The organism is Aeromonas sp. sia0103 (assembly GCF_963895295.1).
GTDB classification, from domain to species: domain Bacteria; phylum Pseudomonadota; class Gammaproteobacteria; order Enterobacterales; family Aeromonadaceae; genus Aeromonas; species Aeromonas encheleia.
The window spans coordinates 1,020,237-1,044,727 of sequence record NZ_CAWQKG010000011.1; the positions used below are offsets into that span (position 1 = coordinate 1,020,237).

Annotated in this window: 21 protein-coding genes; 10 read left to right on the forward strand and 11 right to left on the reverse strand. The window is 61.7% G+C overall.

All coding sequences use genetic code 11. From position 1 onward, the window contains the following. Positions 1 to 55: 55 nt before the first annotated feature. Complete coding sequence (gene clpA / locus AACW18_RS07300) at positions 56 to 2,308, forward strand: ATP-dependent Clp protease ATP-binding subunit ClpA (RefSeq protein WP_218292236.1); 2,253 nt, start codon at positions 56 to 58, stop codon at positions 2,306 to 2,308. Positions 2,309 to 2,377: 69 nt separating this feature from the next. Here clpA and infA read toward each other — a convergent pair whose 3' ends face one another. The 3 genes from infA to aat all read right to left on the reverse strand — a co-directional run bounded on the left by infA (position 2,378) and on the right by aat (position 4,085). After that, complete coding sequence (gene infA, locus AACW18_RS07305; protein WP_005300033.1) at positions 2,378 to 2,596, reverse strand: translation initiation factor IF-1; 219 nt, start codon at positions 2,594 to 2,596, stop codon at positions 2,378 to 2,380. A 68-nt stretch (positions 2,597 to 2,664) separates the two neighbouring features. Then, the gene (locus tag AACW18_RS07310) at positions 2,665 to 3,381 is read right to left on the reverse strand and encodes an arginyltransferase (protein ID WP_042653618.1); all 717 of its coding nucleotides are present in this window, start codon (positions 3,379 to 3,381) and stop codon (positions 2,665 to 2,667) included. Beyond that, positions 3,378 to 4,085 (reverse strand): leucyl/phenylalanyl-tRNA--protein transferase, encoded by a 708-nt coding sequence (aat, locus tag AACW18_RS07315; protein WP_218388229.1) that lies wholly within the window; start codon positions 4,083 to 4,085, stop codon positions 3,378 to 3,380. Before aat ends, AACW18_RS07310 begins: the two co-directional genes overlap by 4 nt. A 17-nt stretch (positions 4,086 to 4,102) precedes the next feature. On the opposite strand from aat, the gene AACW18_RS07320 reads away from it, so the two are divergent. Beyond that, positions 4,103 to 4,573, forward strand: coding sequence for a glycine zipper 2TM domain-containing protein (locus tag AACW18_RS07320; RefSeq protein WP_218388230.1), 471 nt, complete (start codon positions 4,103 to 4,105; stop codon positions 4,571 to 4,573). Positions 4,574 to 4,672: 99 nt separating this feature from the next. Here the strand turns inward: AACW18_RS07320 and AACW18_RS07325 are convergent, their stop codons facing one another. From AACW18_RS07325 to ald, 3 genes are all read right to left on the reverse strand, one after another. Further along, the gene (locus tag AACW18_RS07325; RefSeq protein WP_042653621.1) at positions 4,673 to 5,914 is read right to left on the reverse strand and encodes a diguanylate cyclase; all 1,242 of its coding nucleotides are present in this window, start codon (positions 5,912 to 5,914) and stop codon (positions 4,673 to 4,675) included. A gap of 56 nt (positions 5,915 to 5,970) precedes the next feature. Further along, a complete protein-coding gene (trxB, locus tag AACW18_RS07330; RefSeq protein ID WP_218292240.1) occupies positions 5,971 to 6,921 on the reverse strand; it encodes a thioredoxin-disulfide reductase in 951 nt (316 codons plus the stop codon). A 184-nt stretch (positions 6,922 to 7,105) separates the two neighbouring features. Beyond that, positions 7,106 to 8,221, reverse strand: a complete 1,116-nt coding sequence (ald, locus tag AACW18_RS07335; protein ID WP_042653623.1) for an alanine dehydrogenase — start codon at positions 8,219 to 8,221, stop codon at positions 7,106 to 7,108. 150 nt (positions 8,222 to 8,371) lie between these two features. Between ald and lrp the strand changes: the two genes are divergently transcribed. The 8 genes from lrp (at position 8,372) to miaE (ending at position 18,504) form a co-directional block, all read left to right on the forward strand. Beyond that, positions 8,372 to 8,863, forward strand: a complete 492-nt coding sequence (gene lrp, locus AACW18_RS07340; protein ID WP_005300047.1) for a leucine-responsive transcriptional regulator Lrp — start codon at positions 8,372 to 8,374, stop codon at positions 8,861 to 8,863. A gap of 198 nt (positions 8,864 to 9,061) precedes the next feature. Continuing rightward, positions 9,062 to 11,563: a DNA translocase FtsK gene (locus AACW18_RS07345; protein WP_218388231.1), complete on the forward strand. Its 2,502-nt coding sequence runs from the start codon at positions 9,062 to 9,064 to the stop codon at positions 11,561 to 11,563. Positions 11,564 to 11,635: 72 nt separating this feature from the next. After that, on the forward strand, positions 11,636 to 12,244 hold the full coding sequence (gene lolA / locus AACW18_RS07350) for an outer membrane lipoprotein chaperone LolA (protein WP_042653625.1): 609 nt from the start codon (positions 11,636 to 11,638) through the stop codon (positions 12,242 to 12,244). 153 nt (positions 12,245 to 12,397) lie between these two features. After that, positions 12,398 to 13,735, forward strand: coding sequence for a replication-associated recombination protein A (locus AACW18_RS07355; protein WP_218388232.1), 1,338 nt, complete (start codon positions 12,398 to 12,400; stop codon positions 13,733 to 13,735). Between the two features lie 290 nt (positions 13,736 to 14,025). Beyond that, a complete protein-coding gene (gene serS / locus AACW18_RS07360; RefSeq protein WP_218327873.1) occupies positions 14,026 to 15,321 on the forward strand; it encodes a serine--tRNA ligase in 1,296 nt (431 codons plus the stop codon). Between the two features lie 188 nt (positions 15,322 to 15,509). After that, the gene (locus AACW18_RS07365) at positions 15,510 to 16,001 is read left to right on the forward strand and encodes a CvpA family protein (protein ID WP_042653628.1); all 492 of its coding nucleotides are present in this window, start codon (positions 15,510 to 15,512) and stop codon (positions 15,999 to 16,001) included. Between the two features lie 18 nt (positions 16,002 to 16,019). Continuing rightward, positions 16,020 to 17,540 (forward strand): amidophosphoribosyltransferase, encoded by a 1,521-nt coding sequence (gene purF / locus AACW18_RS07370; protein WP_218388233.1) that lies wholly within the window; start codon positions 16,020 to 16,022, stop codon positions 17,538 to 17,540. Positions 17,541 to 17,745: 205 nt separating this feature from the next. Further along, on the forward strand, positions 17,746 to 18,504 hold the full coding sequence (miaE, locus tag AACW18_RS07375) for a tRNA isopentenyl-2-thiomethyl-A-37 hydroxylase MiaE (RefSeq protein WP_218388234.1): 759 nt from the start codon (positions 17,746 to 17,748) through the stop codon (positions 18,502 to 18,504). A gap of 142 nt (positions 18,505 to 18,646) precedes the next feature. Here the strand turns inward: miaE and AACW18_RS07380 are convergent, their stop codons facing one another. The 5 genes from AACW18_RS07380 to sapA all read right to left on the reverse strand — a co-directional run bounded on the left by AACW18_RS07380 (position 18,647) and on the right by sapA (position 24,405). Beyond that, positions 18,647 to 19,432, reverse strand: coding sequence for a peptide ABC transporter ATP-binding protein (locus tag AACW18_RS07380; RefSeq protein ID WP_042653631.1), 786 nt, complete (start codon positions 19,430 to 19,432; stop codon positions 18,647 to 18,649). Between the two features lie 214 nt (positions 19,433 to 19,646). Beyond that, positions 19,647 to 20,645, reverse strand: a complete 999-nt coding sequence (locus AACW18_RS07385; RefSeq protein ID WP_218388235.1) for a peptide ABC transporter ATP-binding protein — start codon at positions 20,643 to 20,645, stop codon at positions 19,647 to 19,649. 82 nt (positions 20,646 to 20,727) lie between these two features. Next, positions 20,728 to 21,621 (reverse strand): ABC transporter permease subunit, encoded by an 894-nt coding sequence (locus tag AACW18_RS07390; protein ID WP_042653633.1) that lies wholly within the window; start codon positions 21,619 to 21,621, stop codon positions 20,728 to 20,730. A gap of 149 nt (positions 21,622 to 21,770) precedes the next feature. Continuing rightward, a complete protein-coding gene (locus AACW18_RS07395; RefSeq protein WP_042653634.1) occupies positions 21,771 to 22,730 on the reverse strand; it encodes an ABC transporter permease in 960 nt (319 codons plus the stop codon). 79 nt (positions 22,731 to 22,809) lie between these two features. Next, complete coding sequence (gene sapA, locus AACW18_RS07400) at positions 22,810 to 24,405, reverse strand: ABC transporter substrate-binding protein SapA (RefSeq protein ID WP_218388364.1); 1,596 nt, start codon at positions 24,403 to 24,405, stop codon at positions 22,810 to 22,812. Between the last annotated feature and the right edge of the window lie 86 nt (positions 24,406 to 24,491).

The following is a 24,491-nucleotide window of genomic DNA, read 5'->3' on the forward strand; positions in this document are numbered from 1 at the left end:
ATGACTTGATAGCGATGACGACACCACATTGTTGCTGTACTGAGGGGAGGTGCCTATGTTGAACAAAGATCTAGAAAAGACGCTGAACGAGGCTTTCAAACTGGCCCGTGACGAGCGCCACGAATTCATGACCGTCGAGCACCTGTTGTTAGCCCTGCTGGATAACAGCTCAGCCCATGAGGCGCTGAGTTCTTGTGGTGCAGACGTGGAGTTGATGCGCAAAGAGATCCGCGCATTCATCAGTCAAACAACCCCGCTTATTCCTCACGACGATGAAGACAGGGAAACCCAACCCACCCTTGGCTTCCAACGGGTGCTGCAACGGGCCGTGTTCCATGTGCAGTCCTCGGGCAATACCGAGGTCAGTGGTGCCAATGTCCTGGTCGCCATCTTTAGCGAGCAGGAATCCCAGGCCGCCTATTTCCTGAAAAAAGCCGAGGTCAGCCGACTGGATGTGGTGAACTTCCTCTCCCACGGGGTACGCAAAGATAGCAAGCCGGAGAGCGGTGGCAATAACGCCGAGTCTGACGATGATGTCTCCTCCGCCCAGATTGAGAGTTTTGCCACCAACCTGAATCAGATGGTGCTGGAGGGGCGCATCGATCCCCTCATCGGCCGCGATCAGGAGCTGAGCCGCACCATCCAGGTACTGTGTCGTCGCCGCAAGAACAACCCGTTGCTGGTGGGGGAGGCCGGGGTGGGCAAGACCGCCATCGCCGAAGGGCTGGCCTATCGCATCGTCAAGGGGGATGTGCCCGAGGTCATCGCGAACAGCACCATCTATTCGCTGGATATGGGGTCCCTGCTGGCGGGCACCAAGTACCGTGGCGACTTCGAGAAGCGCCTCAAGGTGCTGCTCAAGCAGATCGAGCGCCAGGAAGGGGCCATCCTGTTCATCGACGAGATCCACACCATCATAGGGGCGGGTGCGGCCTCCGGCGGTCAGCTGGATGCGGCCAATCTCATCAAACCGCTGCTCTCCAACGGCTTGCTGCGCTGTGTCGGCTCGACGACCTATCAGGAATACTCCCAGATCTTCGAGAAGGATCGGGCCCTGGCGCGCCGCTTCCAGAAGATCGACATCGTCGAACCGAGCGTGGATGACACCACCCGCATCCTGATGGGGCTCAAGAGCCGCTATGAGGCGCACCATGGCGTGCGTTACACCGTCAAGGCGATCCGGGCCGCGGTCGAGCTCTCGGCCAAGTACATCAACGATCGCCACCTGCCGGACAAGGCGATCGACGTGATTGATGAGGCGGGGGCGGGTCAGCGTCTGCTGCCCGTCAGCAAGCGCAAGAAAGTGATCAATGTGCCGGAAATCGAGGCCATCGTTGCCAAGATTGCCCGCATTCCAGAGAAGTCTGTCTCCTCTTCCGACAAGGAAGTGCTGAAGAACCTGGAGCGCAATCTCAAGATGGTGGTGTTCGGTCAGGACAAGGCCATCGCGGTGTTGACCGATGCCATCCGCCTGTCACGCTCCGGCCTTGGCAATGAGCGTCGTCCGGTTGGCTGCTTCCTGTTTGCCGGCCCGACCGGGGTGGGCAAGACCGAAGTCACCCAGCAGCTCGGCAAGGCGTTGGGAGTTGAGGTGCTGCGTTTTGACATGTCCGAGTACATGGAGCGTCACACCGTCTCCCGTCTGATCGGGGCGCCCCCCGGCTATGTCGGCTTCGAGCAGGGTGGGTTGCTGACCGACTCTGTGCTCAAACACCCTCATTCGGTGGTGTTGCTGGATGAGATCGAGAAGGCGCACCCGGATGTGTTCAACCTGCTGCTGCAGGTCATGGACAACGGTACTTTGACGGATAACAACGGGCGCAAGGCCGATTTTCGCAACGTGATCCTGGTGATGACTACCAACGCCGGCGTGCAGGAGACCCAGCGCAAGTCGATCGGCTTCCAGCAGCAGGACATGAGTCACGATGCCATGGCGGTGATCAACAAGACCTTCAGCCCGGAGTTCAGAAACCGGCTCGATCACACCATCTGGTTCAACCACTTGGACATGACGGTGATCCACCAGGTCGTCGACAAGTTCATCGTCGAACTGCAGGTGCAGCTGGATGCCAAAGGCGTGTCACTCGAGGTATCGGAAGAGGTGCGCCACTGGTTGGCAGAGAAGGGTTATGACAGAGCCATGGGCGCCAGACCCATGGGACGGGTCATCCAGGAGCATCTCAAAAAACCCCTGGCCAATGAGATCCTGTTTGGTTCACTGGTCGATGGTGGGGTGGTGAGAGTGGAGTTGGTGAATAACAGCCTCAGCTTTGATTTTCAGGTCAATGTCGAAGCTGTTTCCCACTAAGCGTGATTGAGACCAGAAACGACAAAAAACCCCAACCGAGAGGCTGGGGTTTTTTGCTGAATTCCTGGCTTAGCGAGAGCGGAAAACAATACGTCCCTTGGAGAGATCGTACGGAGTCAGAGCCACCGTTACTTTGTCCCCAGTCAGGATACGGATGTAGTTTTTGCGCATCTTGCCGGAAATATGAGCGATAACCACGTGACCATTTTCCAGTTCCACACGGAACATGGTATTGGGCAGGGTCTCGAGAATAGTGCCCTGCATCTCAATACTGTCTTCTTTAGCCATTGAATCCTCTTGATAAGCCACAACAAAAATCCGCTGGATCATGCCGGATTTAAGGCTATGTGTAAAGTTTACTCGGGCTTGGTGTCGATCTTTTTCCATTCTCCCTGCACCAGCAGCTCGTGGGGCAGGTACTGGCGCTTGTAATTCATCTTGCGACAGGCCTCCACCAGATAGCCAAGGTACAGCCAACTGCGGCCGGTGCGCTTGGCCAGTTCCAACTGACTCAGAATGGCAAAGGTGCCGAGGGAGCGGTCGGCATAGTCCGGATCGAAGAAGGTATACATGGCGCTCAAGGCATGGGGCAGCAGATCCGTGGTGGCCACCCCGATGAGCCGGCCCGCCTTGCGCATCTCAAGATAGAGGGGAGGCATCCAGTCACAATGCAGGAAGCCCTTGTACTGGGTGCGGCTTGGTGGGTACATACTGCCATCGTGGTGGCGCTCGCGGATGTAACGCTCGTAGAGCTGGTAGTACTCCGGCTTGTCGTCATAGCTCAGCACCAGTTCCAAATCCCGGTTCAGCTGACGGATCCGTTTCTGGCCACGGCTCGGCACGAAGTGCTCGCTGTGAATGCGCAGGGACTGGCAGGCGCTGCAGGCCGGGCAGTGGGGACGATAGATGTCGTTGCCACTGCGCCGAAATCCCGCCGTCAACAGCCGCTCATAGCCTGCGGCATTGAGCAGCTCGTGATCCATCAGCACCAGCAACTGCTCCTGCTCATGGCCGAGATAGCTGCACGGGTGCCTGGGGGTCAGCCCTACCTTGAGGATCACTTCTTCGGTCATAGGCTGATGTCCCCCGGCTGCCAACACCCCTCGGTCAGCGGCTGCCGGGTGAGGGTGGTCAGTTCCGTCAGAAAGCGCCTCCTGGGCCACTGCTCTATCCCCAGGGTAGCAAGGAAGTCGTTCTGCATCTGGCAGTCGATGAGGGCGCCGCCGTGGCGGGCGAAGTGGCTGCAGAGCGCCACCATGGCCAGTTTGGCGCCGTTATCGATACGACTGAACATGGACTCGCCGCAGAAGACCCGACCGAAGGAGAGGCCGTAGAGGCCGGCTTGTAGCTGACCCTCCTGCCAGATCTCGACGGAATGGGCGTGGCCGAGGCGATGAAGTTGTTGATAGGCGTCGATCATGGGCGTGCTTATCCAGGTTCCACTGGCGCTGCGACGGGGGGCGGCGCAGGCCACTATCACCTCATTAAAGGCGCGATCGATGGAAATATCGAATGAGGTACGGCGGATAAACTTCTGCAGGCTGCGACCTATGTGCAGTCGCTCGGGTTCTACCACACCTCTGGGATCTGGCGACCACCACAGCGGCGGCTGGTAGGGCTCGTTCCACGGGAAGATCCCCTTGTGATAAGCTGCCAGCAGGCGGGCAGGAGAGAGATCCCCCCCGATCGCCAGCAGCCCGTTGGGCTCTTCCAGCGCATGCCTGGGGTCGGGAAACCAGCATAGCTCATCATCCAGTTGGGTAAGATAGCGAGACATAAGACAGAGGTTCATAGATGAAGGCCATTATCCTGATAGTATCCAGCTTGCTTGGCTTTGTCACGGCACCCGCCTGGGCTGCGGCCTATGATCGCAACACGGCGCGCCCCGTGGATCAGGTAGTGTTTGGCCAGGTGGACACGGTGCGCAACATCACCCAGCGCCAGATAGTGGAGTCCGAGCATACCGGCTGGAAGACGCTAGGGGGCGCCGTGCTGGGAGGCTTGCTCGGCAATCAGTTCGGCGGTGGCCATGGCCGGGAGATCGCCACCGCGGTGGGCGCCTTGGCGGGGGCGGCTGGGGTGCAATATTACCAGTCGGGTGACAGCGTGGTGGAGAACAAGCTGGTGGAACTGCTTATCCGCAACGAGCAGAGCGGGCTCATCAACGTGATCCAGGATTATGATCCGGCCATGGTGTTCGCCAGCGGCGACAAGGTGCGCATCCTCTATTTCAGCGATGGGGTGCGGGTCGACAAGACCTATTGAGCGCGCTCAACGAGCGGTAAGAGAGGGCAAGCAGGGGGAGGGGAATTACCCGGCGGCTAGCCGGGCGGTACTACACGGGATACCTGTGTAGAGACTCGCTCAGGCGTCCTGAGACACTATCTTGTCGCGGCCGGTGTTCTTCGCCTGATACAGCTGGCGATCCGCTTCGCTCAGTGCCTCGTCCATGGAGAGCCGCCCGACGTTGATGACGCCAAAACTGGCGCGCACGAATAGCGGTATCTCCCGGGACAGCGGTTGCTGACGCATCTGTTGCCGCAGCCCCTCCAGTCGCTTGAGCAGCACGGGCACAGTGCTATGGGGCACCATCAGGGCAAACTCCTCCCCCCCGAAACGGGCGATCATGGCATCCGGGAAAAACTGGGTGAGCAAACGGGTCAGGTGACAGAGCAGCTGATCGCCGATGGCATGGCCCCAGTGATCGTTGACCTGCTTGAAATGATCCACGTCGAGCACGCACAGGGCGAGCGGTGCCTGCTGACGCTGATGCTCCTCGAACCACCTCTGCCCCTCGTTGAACCAGTAGCGCCTGTTGTAGAGCCCGGTCAGGTAGTCGCGATTGGCCGACTCCTGGATGCTGTTGAACTGCTCCAGCGCCTCCAGATTGTGGCTGACCCGACATTGCAGCTCCTCCGGCTCGAACGGCTGGTTGAGAAAATCGTTCGCCCCCTGCTTGAGGTAGCGGGCGGAGAGGCCGTGCTTGTCCGACACCGAGATGCCGATGATGGCGAGCTGCTGCTTGCTGTAGCGCTCCCGCAGCATCCGCACCAGGCTGATGCCGTCGATCTCCGGCATGTAGTAGTCCACCAGCATCAGCCGAATGGCAGGATTCTGTTCCAGGGCGCTCAGGGCGTCGCGGGCGCAGTTTGCCTCATGCACCTGCAGCAACTGCTTGCGCAACTGGGCCGCGGTACGGTGGCGGGAGGTGCGCGAGTCGTCGACCACCAGCACTTCTATGGTCTGGTTGAGGTAGAGGCGGTGTACCAGGCTGACGGCGTATTGCAGGGAGTGGCGTGAATCCTTCATCACATAGTCCAGTACCCCCGCCTCCAGCCAGGCTTCCCGCTTCTCCTCGCTGATGTCGGCGGTGAGGATCACCACCGACAAACCCCGCTCCAGCAACACCTTAACCGCTTCCCCGCTGGGGGCATCCGGCAGGGTGAGATCCACCAGAGCGACCACGTACTCCTCCCCCCGGCAATGACGGGCCCCCTCCAGGGTATCGAACGCATCGATCTCCAGCCCGGTTTGCTGCGCAATGGCCTGGATCAACATGCGGCGGATCGTCATGCTGTCTTCGACAATCAATATTTTCCGTTTCATCCGGATCCTTAAAAGAAAAAGGCATGCCTCTCGGCATGCCCTTTATAACCTTGTGCTTATTGTGCGTCCAGATATCGCTCTGCATCGAGGGCCGCCATGCAGCCGGTGCCGGCGGAGGTGATCGCCTGGCGGTAGACATGGTCGGCCACGTCGCCGGCGGCGAACACGCCGGGGATGCTGGTCTGGGTCGCGAAGCCTTCCAGGCCACCGCGTACCTTGAGATAGCCGTTCTCCATCGCCAGCTGGCCCTCGAAGATCTGGGTGTTGGGCTGGTGGCCGATGGCGATGAACACGCCCATCAGCGCCAGCTCGGAGCTGGACTCGTCACGGGTGCTGCGCAGGCGCACGCCGGTCACCCCCATATTGTCACCCAGCACCTCGTCCAGAGTCTGGTGGGTATGCAGCACTATGTTGCCACTCTCGACCTTGTCATTGAGGCGCTTGATCAGGATCTTCTCGGCGCGGAACTCGTCGCGACGGTGGATCAGATGCACCTTCTTGGCGATATTGGCCAGATACAGCGCCTCTTCCACTGCGGTGTTGCCGCCGCCGACCACGGCCACTTCCTGGTTGCGGTAGAAGAAGCCGTCACAGGTGGCGCAGGCGGAGACGCCACGGCCCTTGAACGCCTCTTCGGAGGGCAGCCCCAGATACTTGGCGGAGGCACCGGTGGCGATGATCAGCGCATCGCAGCTGTATTCGCCGTTGTCGCCCTTGAGGCGGAACGGACGCTCGGTCAGCGCCACTTCATTGATGTGATCGAACAGAATGCGGGTGTCAAACTTCTCCGCATGGGCCTGCATGCGCTCCATCAGGGCCGGACCGGTCAGCCCTTCCGCATCACCCGGCCAGTTCTCCACCTCGGTGGTGGTGGTCAGCTGACCACCTTGCTGCATGCCGGTGATGAGCAGGGGGCTCAGGTTGGCGCGGGCGGCATAGACGGCCGCGGTGTAGCCCGCCGGGCCGGAACCCAGGATCAGCAGTTTGCTATGAGTAACTTGGCTCATGATGTGATTTCCGAGACGTGATGAGTTTGCGCGATTGTAGGTAATTCGTGATCCAGGGTCAAAGGCCAGCGCGTCGATTGTGGCAATCGCCTGTGAAGGGGGTTGGCGGCGCTCGTGGTGCCATAAAAAAACCGCCCATCGCGGGCGGATTTTCACTCATCGGCGCTCCCTTGCGGGGGCGGGATCAGTTCAGCAGGGTCAGGGGATCCGTGTAGGCCAGATGATGCGCCTCGGCCACTTCCCGGCAGGTGATCTTGCCTGCCATCACGTTCAGCCCGTGCAACAGGTGGGGATCACCCAGCAGCGCATTGCGGTAGCCCTGCTCGGCCAGCCGGATGATGAAGGGCAGGGTGGCGTTGTTGAGGGCGACGGTGGAGGTTCGCGCCACGGCGCCCGGCATGTTGGCCACGCAGTAGTGCACCACCTCATCGACGATGAAGGTCGGGTCCTGGTGGGTGGTGGCGTGGGAGGTTTCCACACAGCCGCCCTGATCGATGGCCACGTCGACCACGGCCGAGCCCGGCTTCATGCGCGCAATGTGGTCACGGCTGACAAGTTTTGGCGCAGTGGCGCCGGGCACCAGCACGCCGCCGATGACCAGATCTGCCGCCAGGATGTGGCGCTCCAGGGTCTCGCGGTTGGAGTAGACCACCTTGGCCGCCCCCTGGAATTCGCTGTCGAGGCGACGCAGGGTATCGATGTTGTTGTCGAGTATGGTGACATCGGCGCGCAGGCCTATGGCCATACGGGCTGCATTGGAGCCCACTACGCCGCCACCGATGATCACCACCTTGGCAGGTTCGACCCCGGGTACGCCGCCGAGCAACACGCCGCTACCGCCGCGGGACTTCTCCAGCGCCTGGGCGCCCGCTTGAATAGACATGCGTCCGGCCACCTCCGACATGGGGGCCAGCAGCGGCAGTCCACCACGGGCATCGGTGACGGTTTCGTAGGCGATGCAGACGGCGCCGCTGTCGATCAATTCCCGGGTCTGGGCCAGGTCTGGCGCCAGATGCAGGTAGGTGAACAGGGTCTGGCCAGGACGCAGCATGGCGCGCTCGACCGCCTGGGGCTCCTTGACCTTGACGATCATCTCGGCCTTGGCGAAAACATCGTCAGCAGAGGCCAGAATTTCGGCCCCCGCAGCCAGATAATCTGCGTCACTGAAGCCAATGCCAGTTCCTGCGCCGCTTTGGACGAAAACGGTATGGTTTCGTGCTGTTAGTTCACGTACACTGGCCGGAACCATGCCTACGCGATATTCATGGTTTTTTATTTCCTTAGGTACACCGATAATCATGCTATCCCTCGTCTATCGATTGGTGGTTTATGTTGCCACAATGTTAAGCAACATTTGCGCCTAGTATATTCAGGTATTGACAGGATTTGTGACCATAATTATAAAATGACTGGTGATTCTTACCAAAAAATAGCCAAAGGATGGAATTAAATGATGGAAGCTAAGAGTCGGCTAAAGGATTTGGACAGGATTGACCGCAACATTCTGAATGAACTGCAAAAGGATGGCAGGATTTCGAACGTTGAGTTGTCCAAACGAGTTGGCCTGAGTCCTACACCGTGTCTGGAACGGGTTCGTCGCCTGGAGCGACAAGGCTATATCGAAGGATATGCCGCTATTCTGAACCCTCATTATCTGGACGCGTCTCTGCTGGTGTTCGTGGAAATTACCCTCAATCGCGGCGCACCCGACGTCTTTGAACAGTTCAACAAGGCTGTTCAGGTGCTCGAGGAGATCCAGGAGTGCCATCTGGTCTCCGGTGATTTCGACTATCTGCTCAAGACCCGCGTCAGCGACATGTCGGCTTACCGCCGCCTGCTGGGGGAGACCCTGTTGCGTCTGCCCGGGGTCAATGACACCCGCACCTACGTGGTGATGGAAGAGGTCAAGCAGAGCAGTCGTCTGGTGATCAGCACCCGCTAAGCCGGGTTATGCTGTGACTTGCAAGTTCCATGACGAGTCACGATAGTCAGAAACGAGCGGCCGGTCCGCTCGTTTCTTCTTATGAACTTGGTTGTAAAGATGGCCCCGCCCTCAGGCACAGGCTGACAATCGGTGGGCTTTTCAGGGATACTAGGCCCCCTATCCCCGCATTACATGTTTTCAGAAAGGAGCCGGAGTTTGGCCGATAAAAAGCTGTTTACTCCTTTGTCAGGTACCCAACGGATCTTCGAGGCCGTCTTGATCGCCATCACCCTGATGGCTGCCTATCTCTTGCTTGCTCTCTTGACTTACCATCCCGCCGATCCCGGTTGGTCCCAGACCTCCTGGCAGGGGGAAGTGAAGAACCTGGCGGGCAGCGCCGGTGCCTGGCTCGCCGATATCACCATGTTCACCTTCGGCGCCTTCTCCTATCTGGTGCCGCCGCTGACGGTTCTGCTCGGCTGGAGCCTGTTCTGGCGTCCGAGCCGGCTGCTGGAGGTGGATTATCTGACCCTGTCGGTGCGCATCGTCGGCTTCCTGCTGACCGTGCTCGGCATGTCGGCCATCGCCAGCATGAACTTCAACGACATGCAGAACTTTTCCGCCGGCGGCCTGGTGGGGGACGTGATCGCCTCCGCCGTGGTGCCGCTGTTCGGCGGTGTCGGCGCCAACCTGATGCTGCTCTGCTTCGTGGCCACCGGCATCACCCTGTTCACCGGCTGGTCCTGGCTCACCATAGTCGAGCGGATCGGGGCCAGCTGCACCGGCACCGTCAGCGCCATCTATCACTTCCCCACCACCCTGGGTCGCTGGTTGACCGGGGGCTGGCGCCAGCCCCGCTTCGAGGGACCGGATCCCTTGCTGGAGGGCGGCGTGGGTGCCATCGATCTGGATGAGGAAGACGAACCTCACGGCAGCTGGACGCGCAATCCCAAGGCCAAGGGCGCGGCCCAGAAGACAAAATCTGACGAATGGCTGCCGGAACTCGATGACGACACCTTCCAGTTCGAGCCGCAGTTTGACGACGAAGATGACGAGGCGCCGCCGCCCGCCTCCAAGCCCAAGCGCGCGGCCAATGCCCGCCCGCAACCCGTGCTGGCGGCAGGGGATGAGGACGAGCTCGATCTGCCCTGGGCGGAGGGCGACGAGGCCCCGGCCGCGCCGGTGGCGGTTGCCCCCAAAGCCAAGCGCCGCCCGCAGCCGGGCATGGCCCCCTTGCCGGGGCTGGATCTGCTGGACAGACCGCCCGCCAAGACTCAGATGATGAGCAAGGACGAGCTGGACCGTATGGGCCGTCTGGTGGAGGCCAAGCTGGCCGATTACAACGTGCAGGCCAAGGTGGTCGGCGTCTATCCTGGCCCCGTCATCACCCGCTTCGAGCTGGATCTGGCGCCGGGCATGAAGGCGAGCAAGATCACCAACCTGTCCCGCGATCTCGCGCGCTCCCTCTCCGCCAGCAGCGTGCGGGTGGTGGAGGTGATCCCGGGCAAGACCTTCGTCGGCATCGAGCTGCCGAACCGGGTACGCCAGACCGTCTACCTGCGCGAGACCCTCGACTGCGACGACTTCCGCGACAGCCGCAACCCCTTGACCATGGGTCTGGGTCAGGACATCGCAGGGGAGCCCGTGGTGGTGAACCTAGCCAAGATGCCACACCTGCTGGTGGCCGGTACCACTGGCTCCGGTAAGTCGGTGGGGGTCAACACCATGATCATCTCCATGCTCTACAAGTCGTCGCCGGAGGATCTGCGCTTCATCATGATCGATCCCAAGATGCTGGAGCTCTCGGTCTACGAGGGGATCCCGCACCTGCTGACCGAGGTGGTCACCGACATGAAGGACGCCGCCAACGCCCTGCGCTGGTGCGTGGGCGAGATGGAGCGCCGCTACAAGCTGATGTCGGCGGTCGGGGTGCGCAACCTCAAGGGCTACAACGACAAGGTGCTGGCCGCGGCCGCCGAGGGACAACCGCTGCGGGATCCGCTGTGGCGCCCTGGCGACTCCATGGATCAGATGCCGCCGGAACTCGAGAAGCTGCCCCACATAGTGGTGGTGGTGGACGAGTTTGCCGACATGATGATGATCGTCGGCAAGAAGGTGGAAGAGCTCATCGCCCGTATCGCCCAGAAGGCGCGGGCCGCCGGTATTCATCTCATCCTCGCGACCCAGCGTCCGTCGGTGGATGTGATCACCGGTCTCATCAAGGCCAACATCCCGACCCGGATCTCGTTCCAGGTCTCGAGCAAGATCGACTCCCGTACCATCCTGGATCAGGGCGGTGCCGAATCCCTGCTCGGCATGGGTGACATGCTCTACATGCCGGCCGGTACCTCCAACCCGACCCGGGTCCACGGCGCCTTCGTCGATGACCACGAGGTACACAAGGTGGTGGCGGACTGGAAGCTGCGCGGCGAGCCGAACTACATCGAGGAGATCCTCTCCGGCGAGTCGGATAGTGAAGGCGGCAGCGGTGACTACGGCAGCAGCGGCGACGAGGAGCTGGATCCCCTGTTCGACGAGGCGGTGGCCTTCGTGGTGGAATCCCGTCGTGGCTCCACCTCCAGCGTGCAGCGCAAGTTCAAGATCGGTTACAACCGGGCGGCTCGTCTCATCGAGCAGATGGAAAACCAGGGCATCGTCAGCAGCCCGGGTGGCAACGGTCAGCGCGACGTGCTGGCACCGCCGCCGGTGCGTGACTGAGTTCCCCCTATCATCCAGGCCATGTCTCGCTAGACATGGCCTCTTATCGAGCCCTTTCGAATGGGAAGCATGATGAAGAAACAATTTTTGATGGGTACGGTGCTGCTGCTGGCCAGCAGCCAGGTGTGGGCCGATGCCGCCAGCGACCTCAAGCAGAAGCTGTCCGATGTGAGCCTGTTCTCGGCCAAGTTTGCCCAGACCGTCTATGACAGCAAGGGCAAGGAGCTGCAAAAGGCGAGCGGCGATCTGCTGGTGCAACGCCCCAACCGGTTCAACTGGCACACCACAGCGCCGGATGAGAGCCTGATCGTGGCCGATGGCAAGGACGTCTGGGTCTATGATCCCTTCGTCGAGCAGGTCACCGCCCTCAAGCTGAAGGATGCGGTGCTCAACACCCCCTTCGTGCTGATCGCCGGCAATGACAACGCGCTCTGGAAGAACTACGACGTGACCCAGCAGGGGGACGTCTACACCGTCACCAGCCGCAATCAGGACGAGCTGATCGCCTCCTTCCGCATCACCTTCGATCGGCAGAACAACATCAGCCGCTTCGACGTGAAAGAGGCGCAGGGGCAGTGGAGCGAGTTCACCCTCAGCGGCTTCAACCGCAAACCGGTGCTCAAGGGCAGCGAGTTCCAGTTCAAGATCCCGAAGGGGGTCGCACTGGACGACCAGCGCTGATGCGCGGTCTCTCTTTGGATCTCTGCTCGGGCCGTCTCCTGCTGGCGGCCCGGGTGACGCAGGATGGTCAACGCCGATGAGCAACCTCTCTTTGGATTTATCGTCGGACCGTCTGCCACTGGCGGTCGACGTGGCGCAGGACGGTCAACGCAGATGAGCAACCTGTCGCTGGACTTCTCGTCCGACTTTCGCCCGCTGGCGGCCAGGATGCGGCCGCAGAATCTCGATCAGTACATAGGTCAGCAGCATATCCTGGGGGCTGACAAGCCCCTGCGCAAAGCCATCCTGGCCGGCCACTGCCACTCCATGATCCTGTGGGGCCCCCCGGGTACCGGCAAAACCACCCTCGCCGAGCTGATGGCGCACTATTGTCAGGCCGAGGTGGAGCGGCTCTCGGCCGTCACCTCCGGCATCAAGGAGATCCGCGCCGCCATCGACAAGGCGAAGGAGAACAGCTGGAGCGGGGTGCGCACCATCCTGTTCGTGGATGAGGTGCACCGCTTCAACAAGAGCCAGCAGGATGTGTTCCTGCCCCACATCGAAGACGGCACTATCACCTTCATCGGCGCCACCACCGAAAACCCCTCGTTCGAACTCAACAACGCACTGCTCTCCCGGGCCCGGGTCTATCTGCTGAAGAGGCTGGAGGAGGAGGACATCCTCGCCATGATCGATCAGGCCCTGACCGACCCGCGCGGCCTCAATGACCCGACGCTGGCCTTCGCCCCCGGAGTGAAGGAGGCGCTGGCCAAGGCGGTGGACGGCGACGGGCGCAAGTCCCTCAACTACCTGGAGCTGTTGGCCGACATGGCCGAGGCCAACGGGGCAGGGCAGCGCATCATCGACAGCGCCCTGCTGGCCGCCGTGGTGGGGGAGCACGTGGCACGCTTCGACAAGGGGGGCGATCACTTCTACGACCTCATCTCGGCGGTGCACAAGTCCATTCGCGGCTCGGCCCCCGATGCGGCGCTCTACTGGTATGCCCGCATGGTGAGCGCCGGTTGCGATCCGCTCTACATCGCCCGCCGGCTGCTGGCCATCGCCTCGGAAGACGTCGGCAACGCCGATCCGCGCGCCATGCAGGTGGCACTGTCGGCCTGGGACTGTTTCCATCGCATCGGCCCGGCGGAGGGGGAGCGTGCCATCGCCCAGGCCATCGTCTACCTCGCCTGTGCCCCCAAGAGCAATGCGGTCTACACCGCCTGGAAGGCGGCGCTCAACGACGCCAGGAACCTGCCCGACTTCGAGGTGCCACCGCACCTGCGCAACGCACCGACCAAGCTGATGAGCGAGCTGGGCTATGGCGCCGAGTACCGCTACGCCCACGACGAGCCCGGCGCCTATGCGGCGGGGGAGAGCTACTTCCCGCCGGAGCTCGCCGGCAAGCACTACTACCAGCCGACCGATCGCGGCCTCGAGAAGCAGATTGCCCAGAAGCTCGACTATCTGCGTGAGCTGGACCGGCAGAGCCCGCACAAAAGAGACAAGTAGCGGCTCGACGCCGGATGCGGGACGCCGTAAGACCGGATCGGCGAAGAAGAGGCTGCCGATGCCCGAAAACTTGGCAAAAACGACAGCAATAGTCCCTGTTCGGGCAGGGGGGCGGTCTGCTACACTGCCCCTCTGACCCCGCTTGTCTTGGCCTTGCACCATCTTCTTGATTTCGAAGGCCCGATTCCGAAGACATAGGGGTGCGCCAACCGATGTTAACTTCCGGATCTGTTCTCTCGCCCGGTCACGACGACCCAGGCCCAGATCCCATTAAAAAAAGTAGGTAAACCATGCTGGATCCCAAATATCTGCGCAGCGATATCGAAGAGGCTGCCGCTCGTCTGGCGACACGTGGCTACGTTCTGGACGTAGCGGCTGTCAATGCTCTGGAAGAGAAACGCAAGGATCTGCAGTCCCGTACCCAGGAGCTGCAGGCCGAGCGCAACGCCCGCTCCAAGTCCATCGGTGAGGCGGCCCGTCGTGGTGAAGATGTGGCCCCGCTCAAGGCCGAGGTGACCAAGATCAACGACGAGCTGGAGACCAGCAAGGTCGAACTCGAGTCCCTGCTGACCGAGATCAAGGCCATCTCCGACGCCATCCCCAACCTGCCAAGCGAGACCACCCCGGTGGGCCGTGACGAGAACGATAACGTGGAAGTGCGCCGCTGGGGCACCCCGCGCGTGTTCGACTTCCCGGTACGCGATCACATCGATCTCGGTGAAGCGGCCAAGGGCGTGGATTTCAAGAACGGCGTCAAGCTCGCCGGTGCCCGCTTCGTGGTGATGAAGGGCCAGATTGCCCGCCTGCATCGCGCCCTGGCGCAGTTCATGCTGGACCTGCACACCCTGCAGCACGGCTACACCGAGTGCTACGTGCCCTATCTGGTGAACCCGGACAGCCTGTACGGCACCGGTCAGCTGCCGAAGTTCTCCGAAGACCTGTTCAACACCGGCATCAATGGGGAAGGGGATGACGAGGGCAAGTTGCGCAAGTTCTCCCTGATCCCGACCTCCGAAGTGCCGCTCACCAACATGGCCCGCGACGAGATCTTCGACGAGCAGGAACTGCCCATCAAGATGACCGCCCACAGCCCCTGCTTCCGCTCTGAGGCGGGCTCCTACGGTCGTGATACTCGCGGTCTGATCCGCATGCACCAGTTCGACAAGGTCGAGATGGTGCAGCTGGTGCACCCGGAGAAATCCTGGGAAGCGCTGGAAGAGATGGCCGGTCACGCCGAGAAGGTGCTGCAACTGCTGGAGCTGCCGTATCGCGTGATGGCGCTGGCCACCGGCGACATGGGCTTCTGCGCCGCCAAGACCTACGATCTGGAAGTCTGGCTGCCGGCTCAGAACACCTACCGCGAGATCTCCTCCGTCTCCAACTGCACCGACTTCCAGGCCCGTCGCATGCAGGCCCGGGTGCGCATCGATGGCAAGCCCCAGCTGCTGCACACCCTGAACGGCTCCGGCCTGGCAGTGGGTCGCACCCTGGTGGCGGTGATCGAGAACTACCAGCAGGAAGACGGTCGCATCGCCATCCCGGCGGCGCTGCAGTCCTACATGGGTGGCCTGACCCACATAGGGTAAGCCGCTCGTGCTGACGACAACGCCATGGCAGTGCCATGGCGTTGTGCATTCCGGCGTCGGCCAATGGTTTCGGCAGGGGCTAACATGGCTTCTATCGGCGCCGTATTGGATATTTAACACAATTTTATCAAGCATTGCGCAATCGTTTTTGTTAGACTGCGCCGCAATTTCGCAGGACATCTTTTTCTATGGTCTGGATTGATTACGCCATCATCGGCATCGTCGGTTTCTCCGCTCTCATCAGCCTGGTGCGCGGCTTTCTCAAGGAAGCCATGTCCCTTGTCACCTGGTTCGTCGCCTTTTTCATTGCCAGCCATTTCTATCCCGATCTCGCCGTCTACTTCACCTCGTTTACCGATGCCATGGTGCGCAACGGCCTAGCCATCGCCGCCCTGTTCGTGGCGACCCTGATCCTGGGGAGCGTGGTCAACTATGTGGTGGGCCTGCTGGTGGAAAAGACCGGCCTGTCCGGCACCGATCGGGTGCTGGGAGTCTGTTTTGGCGCCATTCGCGGGGTACTGATCGTCAGTGCCCTGCTGTTTTTTATGGATACCTTCACCAGTCTCTCCCAGAGCGACTGGTGGGTGGCGTCCAAGCTGGTTCCCGAGTTTAAACCGGTGATCCAGTGGTTCTTCGGGTTCATGCTGAACTCATCCAGTTTTCTCAATCAGGTACAGTGACTTCGAGGTAGCAAAGACATGTGTGGTATTGTCGGTATAGTTGGCACCACCCCCGTCAATCAGGCCCTCTACGACGCCTTGACGGTGTTGCAGCACAGGGGACAGGATGCCGCCGGGATCGTGACCATAGACAGTGGAAACTTCCGGCAACGCAAGGCCAACGGCCTGGTGAAGGATGTGTTTGAAGTGCGCCACATGCAGCGACTGAAGGGGCATATCGGCATAGGACATGTCAGATATCCCACCGCAGGCAGCTCAAGTGCCGCTGAAGCCCAACCTTTTTACGTGAACTCCCCCTACGGCATGGTGCTGGCCCACAACGGCAACCTCACCAACGCCAAGGCGCTCAAGGAGCAGCAGTTCAAGATCGCCCGCCGCCACATCAACACCACCTCCGACTCGGAAGTGCTGCTGAACGTGCTGGCGCATGAGCTGGATCTCTGCGACAAGATGGAGCTGCGTCCCGAGGACATCTTCTCCGCGGTGCGCAAGACTCATCAGCAGATCCGCGGCGCCTATGCCGTGGTCTCGCTGGTGATAGGTCACGGCCTCATTGGCTTCCGCGATCCCAACGGCATTCGGCCGCTGATCCTGGGTCGCCGGATCGACGAGCAGGGCCAGGTGGAGTACATGCTCGCCTCCGAGAGCGTGGCGCTCGACGCCATCGGCTTCGAGACGGTGCGTGACGTCGCCCCGGGCGAGGCCATCTACATCACCGAGCAGGGCCAGCTGTTCTCCGAGCAGTGTGCGGAGAACCCGCAGATGAGCTCCTGCATCTTCGAGTACGTCTACTTCGCCCGTCCCGACTCATGCATCGACAAGGTCTCCGTCTATGCCGCCCGCCTCAACATGGGTCGCAAGCTGGGCCAGAAGATCGCCCGCGAGTGGGAAGATCTCGACGTGGACGTGGTCATCCCCATCCCCGAGACCTCCTGTGACGTCGCGCTGGAGATAGCCCATACCCTCAACCTGCCGTACCGTCAGGGCTTCGTGAAAAACCGCTACATCGGCCGTACCTTCATCATGCCGGGCCAGACCCAGCGCAAGAAGTCGGTGCGTCGCAAGCTCAATGCCATCGGCTCCGAGTTCAAGGGCAAGAAGGTGCTGCTGGTGGATGACTCCATCGTCCGTGGCACCACCTCCGAGCAGATCATCCAGATGGCGCGGGAAGCCGGTGCGGCCAAGGTCTACTTTGCCTCCGCCGCCCCCGAGATCCGTTTCCCCAACGTCTACGGCATCGACATGCCCACCGCCAACGAGCTGATCGCCCATGGCCGGGAAGTGGAAGAGGTGTGCAAGCTGATCGGTGCCGATGGCCTCATCTTCCAGGACCTGGAAGATCTGGAAGAGGCGGTGCGGGAGATCAACCCCGAGCTGCGCCACTTCGAGACCTCGGTGTTCAACGGCCACTACGTCACCGCCGACGTGGATCAGGGCTATCTGGACCACCTCAATGCCCAGCGCTGCGACGACAACAAGGCCGTGCGCGAGTGGCAGGAAGGCACCAGCAACCTGGAAATTTTTAACGAAGGCAGTTAAACGTTTTCCAGCTGGTCTGGACCGGAAATGAAGATGGGGGCCTTGGCCCCCATTGTCGTGTCTGAGAGGCGGGGAAGGAGGATTATCTGTTTTAAAAATAAGCACTTATGCGGCCGGGTGTGGGCAGTGGCTGCGGGATCCGCTAGCATGGGCTGCCACCGCGTCAATCGCGCCGCCGTATCAACCAGAACAGACGAGAATTCAGATGGATGACCTGCTAGCCCCCGTTCGCCAGTTCCTGCATTGTGAGACCCCGGATGCCTGGGTGGAGATGGCGCGGGATCCCGCCCAATTGCCGACCCTGCTCATCGATCACGCCAACTGCGAGAACAAGGCCGCCCTGACCGCCCACAGCCTGGTGCGTCGCTACTGCCTGCCCAAGGGCAAGCGTCACCTGCTGCCCAAGCTGGCGTTCTACCGGGAGCTGGACGCCATCCCCGAGAAGGCCGAGATCCTCGGCAAGCGAATCATGGGGGAGTCGGATCGAAGCGTGTTTGCCGAACTGGAGCGCAACCCCCTGCTGTTTCCCATGGTGCGGCTCATCCAGGAGGAGCTTCATCACTTCGAGCAGGTGCTGGAGATCATGGCCGCCCGCGGCATCCCCTACGGCCCGGTCAGCGCCTCCCGCTATGCCCGCAGTCTGCTAAAGCATGTGCGTACCTATGAGCCCGCCGCCGTGGTCGACAAGATGATCATCGGTGCCTATATAGAGGCGCGCTCTTGCGAGCGCTTCGCGAAGATAGCCCCCCATCTGGACGAGGAGCTGGGGCGCTTCTATGTCTCATTGCTGCGCTCGGAGGCGCGCCACTACCAGGATTATCTGGCATTGGCCTCGCATTTCGCGGGGGAGGACATCAGCGAGCGGGTGGCCTTCTTCGGCGAGATAGAGGCAGAGCTCATTAGTTCGCCGGATCCGCAGTTCAGGTTCCATAGCGGACCGCCTGTCAGATCTGACAGTTGTTGAACCCCAAGGGGGCACCTACTATCTCGGTGTTCCTACTACGAGCGACGCAATCACTTTTTGAGCGCAATTCCCGGCCCACAAGCCGGGTTTTTTTATGCCTGAAAAACGAGGGAACGGCCGCGCCGAGTCCGCGGCCTCGACATCATCTGCGGTATTCGTTGTTGTAGTTCTGGATGAGGCGGCGGGTCACCTCGTGCTGGGGATCGGCAAACACCTTGAGGGTCTTGCCGCGCTCCACCACCCGGCCGTCATGCATCACCAGCACCTCGTCGCTGATGTGGCTGACGATGCCGAGATCGTTGGCCACCAGCACATAGCTCAGCCCCGTGGTCTCCTGCATCTCCAGCAGCAGATTGATGATCTGGGAGCGGACCGAGATATCCAGGGTCGACAGCGCCTCGTCCGCCACCACTATCTTGGGATTGAGGATCAGGGCGCGGGCCAGCCCCACCCGCTGCTGCTGACCGGCGGAGAGCATCTGCGGATAGAAGAGGGCGTGGTCGGGCAGCATGCCCACCATGCGCAGGGTCTGCACCACCTTGTCCTTGCGCTCCTCCTCGCTCATCTCGGTGTTGAGGCGCAGCGGGGTCTCCAGGATCTGGCCGACCCGGATCTTGCGGTTGAGCGATGTGTTGGGGTCCTGGAAGATCATCCGCAGCAGCTTGCAGCGGGTCTGATAGTCACCGTGCACCAGGGGTTGCCCCTCGATGGCGATCTCGCCGCCGCTGGGCTCTATCATGCCCGCCAGGATGCGCGCGAGCGTGCTCTTGCCGGAGCCTGCCTCACCGACGATGGCCAGGGTCTGGCCCACCTCCAGATTGAACGAGAGCGGCTTGATGGCTTCCACCGCCTGGCGTCGGAACAGGCCGGTGCGGTTCTGGTAGGTCTTGCAGAGGCCTCTGACCTGCAACAGGGAGGGTTCGATCACAGGCTTGGCTCCTTGGCGAGCGACGGCGTCGCCACAGACGGATGATTCATGTTCATTTCTTCGGCTCTTCCATGTTCAGGGGGAAGTGGCAACTGATACCAGGCTGGCCCCTGGCGTTGCTCATGGGTCCGGATCATTTCTTCGGTTCGTCCATGTTCAGGGGGAAGTGGCAGCTGATACCTGGCTGGCCCCTGGCCTTGCTCATGGGTCCGGATCATTTCTTCGGCTCTTCCATGTTCAACGGAAAGTGGCAACTGAACTGGTGGCCCTTGACCTTGCTCATCAGCGGGGTCTGCACGCACTGTTTCTGGGCATAGGGACAGCGGGGGCCGAGGCGGCAGCCGATGGGCAGGTGCTGCAGCGGCGGTATCACCCCGGGCAGGGTCTCGAGCCGGGACTTGTGGCGCACCAGCTTGTCAAAGTCCGGAATGGACTTGAGCAGGGCGTCGGTATAGGGGTGATGGGGCGAGGTCAGGATCTGCTCCCGGGTGCCCACCTCCACCATCTGGCCGCAATACATGATGTTGATGGTATCGGTCAGGTTGGCGATGGCGGCGATGTCGTTGCTGATGATGAGGATGGTGGTGTTGCCCAGCTTGTTCATCTTGTCCAGCAGCCGCAGGATCTGGGAGTGGGTAGTGGACTCCATGGCGCTGGTGGGCTCATCGGCCACCAGCAGCCGCGGCTGGTTGGCGATGGCCATGGCGATCATCACCTTCTGGCACATGCCGTCCGACAGCTCGTGAGGGTAGGCCCGCATCACCTTGCGGTGATCCTTGACCCCCACCCGGTGCAACAGGGCGATGGCCCGCTTCTTGCGCCATTGGAAGCGCTGCCAGAACTTGCCGACGAAGGAGTCGGTCGGGATGGCCTCTTCCAGCTGGGTGCCTATCTCCTCCGAGGGATCGAGGCAGCTGATGGGGTCCTGGAAGATCATGGCGATCTCGCGACCCATGATGCGGCGGCGCTCCTTGGGGGCCATGGTCAGCAGATCCATGTCGTTGAAGCGCATCCGGTCGGCGCGCACCGTCCAGTTGTCCTTCTGGATGCCGACGATCACCTTGGCGACCAGGCTCTTGCCGGAGCCGGATTCACCCACCAGGCCCCGGATCTCTCCCTCGTTCAGGGTCAGGCTGACCCTGTCCACCGCCTTGACCTTGCCCTGGGGGGTATCGATCTCGATGGTGAGGTTGCGTATGTCGAGCAAGGGCATCAGTGGCGCTCCTTATCAAGGCTTGGCACGGCTTTTTGCATCGCACCTATACCAATTTTAACGGTATCGAGTAAGGGCATCATCAATCATTCCCCTCTTTTAGCGCTTCACGTATACCTTCGCCGACCAGGTTGGTCACCAGCACACTGAACAGGATGGCCATGCCCGGCAGGGTCACGGTCCAGGGGGCGAGATAGATGAGATCGCTCGAATCGGCCAGCATGGCGCCCCACTCGGGTTGCGGCGACTGGGCGCCGAGCCCGAGAAAGCCCACCGCCGAGATATCCAGGATGGCGGCGGAGAGGGTACGGGTGGTCTGCGCCACCAGGGTCTCCACTATGTTCGGCAGCACGGCGAGCCGCATGATGCGCCAGGGGGGCGAGCCGTCGAGGCGGCTGGCGATGATGTACTCCTTCTGCATCTCGGTGTGGACCGCGTTGTAGGTCGCCCGGATGAAGGGGGGAATGAGCGCCAGCGTGATGGCGATCAGGGTGTTGAACAGACCAGGCCCCAGGATGGCGACCACTATGATGGCCAGCAGCAGGGAGGGGATGGAGAGCAGGGTATCGAGCAGGTGATGGAGCACGCTCGATTTCACCCCCTTGCTCATGCCGCCGAGGATGCCGATGGCGGAGCCGACGATGAGCGCGATCACCACCACCAGCAGGGCGTTGCCGAAGGTGAGCCTTGCCCCTACCACGAGGCGGGAGAGGATGTCGCGGCCCAGATCGTCGGTGCCGAGGAAGTAGTCGATGTTGCCGGTGCTGGCCCAGGAGGGGGCCAGCAGCAGACGGCTGCTGTGTTGATCGTCGATGCCGTAGGGCACCACCAGGGGACCGACCAGGGTGATCAGCAGCAGCAGGCCGAAGCACCAGAGGCCGCCCATGGCCAGCGGGTTGCGACGATAGGAGGCCCAGGTCTGCTCCAGTGGGGAGAGGATCTTGAGCTCCGGATAGATGTTCGATTTATCTTGCATAAGTCAGGCTCCAGCCCAGGCCATGAGCAGGTTCAATCTTGTTTTGCATAGCGTTCTTTGCGTCGTGCCGGGTACAGCATGACGGCGGTGAGCAGCGCGGCGCTGACAGCATAGAGAGAGGGCAAGATGGGCTCACCATAGGTTCGTGTTCAATCTTGTTTTGCATAGAGCTCTTTGCGCCGTGCCGGGTACATGATGGTGGTGAGCAGCTCGGTGCTGACGCTGATGAAGATCACGAAGCTGGCGACCACCAGGGTCGCGCCCCGGATGGCGGCGTAGTCCTGCAGCGCTATGCTGTTGACCAGCCAGCGGCCGATGCCGGGCCAGTCGAACACCACCTCGGTGATCATGGCGGAGGTGAGCACGCTGCCCAGTTGCAGGCCGAGCAGCGGCAGCACCGGGGGCAGGGCATTCTTGAGACCATGGCGCCAGACGATCTGGCGGCGGGAGAGGCCCCGGCTTGCCGCGGCCTTGATGTAGTTCTGCTTCAGCACGTCGATGAGCGAGCTGCGCACGTGGCGGATCACCTCGGTGGTGGGCACCACGGCCAGCACCAGCGACGGCAGCACCAGATGGCGCAGGGCATCGTGCAAGGCCGCCTCCCGCCAGGGCTCCTGGCTCAGCAGCACGTCTATGATGGCGATGCCGGTGATGGAGGGCACGTCATAGAGCAGGCTGATCTGGCCCGAGGCCGGCAGCCAGCCAAGATCCAGCGAGAAGAACATCACCATCAGCAGGGCCAGCCAGAACACCGGCACGGCGTAGCCGATGAGGCCGGCGGTCATGATGGAGAGATCCAGGGAGCGCCCCTGATAGAGCGCGGCCAGGGTACCGAGCGGGATCCCCAGCAGCAGCGAGATGGCGAAGGCCGTGATGCAGAGGGTCAGGGTCGCCGGGAAGTAGTGACGGATCTCCTCCAGCACCGGCAGGCCGGAGACGCTGGACAGCCCGAGATCGCCGGCGAAGATGCGCCGCAGGAAGTCCGGGTAGCCATGGCCGAAGTCCAGCACCTGACCGATGAGGCGAGACTCCAGCAGATAGGCGCCCAGGGTCAGCACCAGCAGGGTGATCAGCAGCAGGCTGATGCGGCGCAGAATATAAAAGAACATGGTTAGCCCTCCGCACTCGGGTGCGTCGATGACAGGGGAGGCCGGCTGCCGCTGCCGGGATGGGGATAGAGACGCATGCTTACTCCCGGTAGGCCTGGTTGAAGGTGGTGCCACCGAAGGGCATGAGGGTCAGCCCCTGGATATCGCTGCGGCTCACCTGGGTGCGCAGGGCATGGGCCAGCGGGATCAGCGGCAACTGCTCATTGAGCAGGGTCTGGGCATAGTAGTAATTGCGCAGGCGGAAGGCGAGCTGGGGGGTGGTCACCGCATCGTCCAGCAGCTGATCGAAGGCCGGGCTGCACCAGCGGCTGTAGTTGTTGCCCCGCTCGACCGCGGCGCAGCTCAGCAGCTGGCGGAAGAAGTTGTCAGGGTCGGCGTTGTCGGCGATCCAGCCGGAGAGCAGGCTGTCATATTGCCCCTTGGCGAGGCGGGTCTCGATGACCGGCCAGGCCTGCTGCACTATCTTCAGCTTCACCCCTATCTTGGCGAGATCGCTGCGCATCAGCTGGGCGGTCTTGAGGCCGTCCGGGTTGTAGGGGCGCGCCCCCGGCTGCACCAGCACCTGCATCTCGAAGCCATGGGGGAGGCCGGCCTCCTTGAGCAACTGGCGGGCGAGCTTCAGATCCGGCTGGCGCAGTTGCAGGGAGGGGTTGTAGCCCCAGGAGAGCGGCGGCAGCAGGCTGGTGGCCGGCTGTCCGGTCTCGAAGTAGACCGCATGCAGCAGGTTCTGCACGTTGATGGCGCTGGCCAGCGCCTGGCGCACCTGCACCTTGTTGAAGGGGGCCTTGCGGGTATTGAGTGCCAGGAAGGCGACGTTCATGCCCGACTGGATCGACAGGTTGAGATCCGGATCCTTGTCGATCACCGACAGCTGGCTGGCGGAGGGGGTGCTCATCACGTCGCACTCGCCGGTCAGCAGCTTGGCGAGCCGCTTGGACGACTTGGGAGTGATGTCGTAGATCAGCTGCTCAATCTTGGCCTCGCCGCCCCAGTAGCCGGGATGGCGCAGGTAACGGATGAACTCGTTGTGGCGGTACTCCTTGAAGCTGAAAGGCCCGGTGCCTATGGGGCGATTGTCGAGCAGCGCCGGGGTGCCGGCCTTGATCATCTGCTCGGCATACTCGGCCGACAGCACCACGGCGTAGTCGCTGGCCAGGGTGGCGAGGAAGGAGGCATCCGGCCGGTTGAGCTCGAACACCACCTCATAGGGGCCCTGCTTGTAGACCCGCTTGATGAGGGAGGGCAGCCCCAGGCTGTAGAAATAGGGGTACTCGCCGCCGGAGATGGTGTGGAACGGGTGGTGTTCGTCCAGCAGGCGCTGGTAGGTGAACAGCACGTCGTCGGCGTTGAACTGGCGGGAAGGGCTGAACCAGGGGGTGCGATGGAAGGTCACCCCCTTGCGCAGGTTCAGGGTATAGGAGAGCCCATCGTCGCTGCTGTGCCAGTGGGTGGCCAGGCCCCCCTCGATGCTCAGGGTATTGGCGTTCACCTCGAGCAGGCGATCATAGAGCGGGCGGGCACTGGCATCCAGGGTCACCCCCGAATTGGCGATCTGCGGGTTGAAGGTCTGGGGAGCCCCTTCGACGCAGTAGACGAGCCCTGTCTTGGAGGCCTCTGTCTGTTTCTGACAGCCGGTGACCAGGACCAGGAGACCGAGCAGCAGTGGTTTGAGCATTCTCATTATGGAACCATGTTTTCATGCTGAGTTGCCCGCCGGGGGGCGGGCGCGTTGCAGGAGCCTGCCGGGCAGGGACTCCCTCT

What these genes read in the sequence shown, in the direction of transcription:
- clpA (WP_218292236.1), top strand. Translation starts at nt 56, where the DNA reads ATGTTGAACAAAGATCTAGAAAAGACGCTGAACGAGGCTTTCAAACTG.
- infA (WP_005300033.1), bottom strand. Translation starts at nt 2,596, where the DNA reads ATGGCTAAAGAAGACAGTATTGAGATGCAGGGCACTATTCTCGAGACC.
- AACW18_RS07310 (WP_042653618.1), bottom strand. Translation starts at nt 3,381, where the DNA reads ATGACCGAAGAAGTGATCCTCAAGGTAGGGCTGACCCCCAGGCACCCG.
- aat (WP_218388229.1), bottom strand. Translation starts at nt 4,085, where the DNA reads ATGTCTCGCTATCTTACCCAACTGGATGATGAGCTATGCTGGTTTCCC.
- AACW18_RS07320 (WP_218388230.1), top strand. Translation starts at nt 4,103, where the DNA reads ATGAAGGCCATTATCCTGATAGTATCCAGCTTGCTTGGCTTTGTCACG.
- AACW18_RS07325 (WP_042653621.1), bottom strand. Translation starts at nt 5,914, where the DNA reads ATGAAACGGAAAATATTGATTGTCGAAGACAGCATGACGATCCGCCGC.
- trxB (WP_218292240.1), bottom strand. Translation starts at nt 6,921, where the DNA reads ATGAGCCAAGTTACTCATAGCAAACTGCTGATCCTGGGTTCCGGCCCG.
- ald (WP_042653623.1), bottom strand. Translation starts at nt 8,221, where the DNA reads ATGATTATCGGTGTACCTAAGGAAATAAAAAACCATGAATATCGCGTA.
- lrp (WP_005300047.1), top strand. Translation starts at nt 8,372, where the DNA reads ATGATGGAAGCTAAGAGTCGGCTAAAGGATTTGGACAGGATTGACCGC.
- lolA (WP_042653625.1), top strand. Translation starts at nt 11,636, where the DNA reads ATGAAGAAACAATTTTTGATGGGTACGGTGCTGCTGCTGGCCAGCAGC.
- AACW18_RS07355 (WP_218388232.1), top strand. Translation starts at nt 12,398, where the DNA reads ATGAGCAACCTGTCGCTGGACTTCTCGTCCGACTTTCGCCCGCTGGCG.
- serS (WP_218327873.1), top strand. Translation starts at nt 14,026, where the DNA reads ATGCTGGATCCCAAATATCTGCGCAGCGATATCGAAGAGGCTGCCGCT.
- AACW18_RS07365 (WP_042653628.1), top strand. Translation starts at nt 15,510, where the DNA reads ATGGTCTGGATTGATTACGCCATCATCGGCATCGTCGGTTTCTCCGCT.
- purF (WP_218388233.1), top strand. Translation starts at nt 16,020, where the DNA reads ATGTGTGGTATTGTCGGTATAGTTGGCACCACCCCCGTCAATCAGGCC.
- miaE (WP_218388234.1), top strand. Translation starts at nt 17,746, where the DNA reads ATGGATGACCTGCTAGCCCCCGTTCGCCAGTTCCTGCATTGTGAGACC.
- AACW18_RS07385 (WP_218388235.1), bottom strand. Translation starts at nt 20,645, where the DNA reads ATGCCCTTGCTCGACATACGCAACCTCACCATCGAGATCGATACCCCC.
- AACW18_RS07390 (WP_042653633.1), bottom strand. Translation starts at nt 21,621, where the DNA reads ATGCAAGATAAATCGAACATCTATCCGGAGCTCAAGATCCTCTCCCCA.
- AACW18_RS07395 (WP_042653634.1), bottom strand. Translation starts at nt 22,730, where the DNA reads ATGTTCTTTTATATTCTGCGCCGCATCAGCCTGCTGCTGATCACCCTG.
- sapA (WP_218388364.1), bottom strand. Translation starts at nt 24,405, where the DNA reads ATGCTCAAACCACTGCTGCTCGGTCTCCTGGTCCTGGTCACCGGCTGT.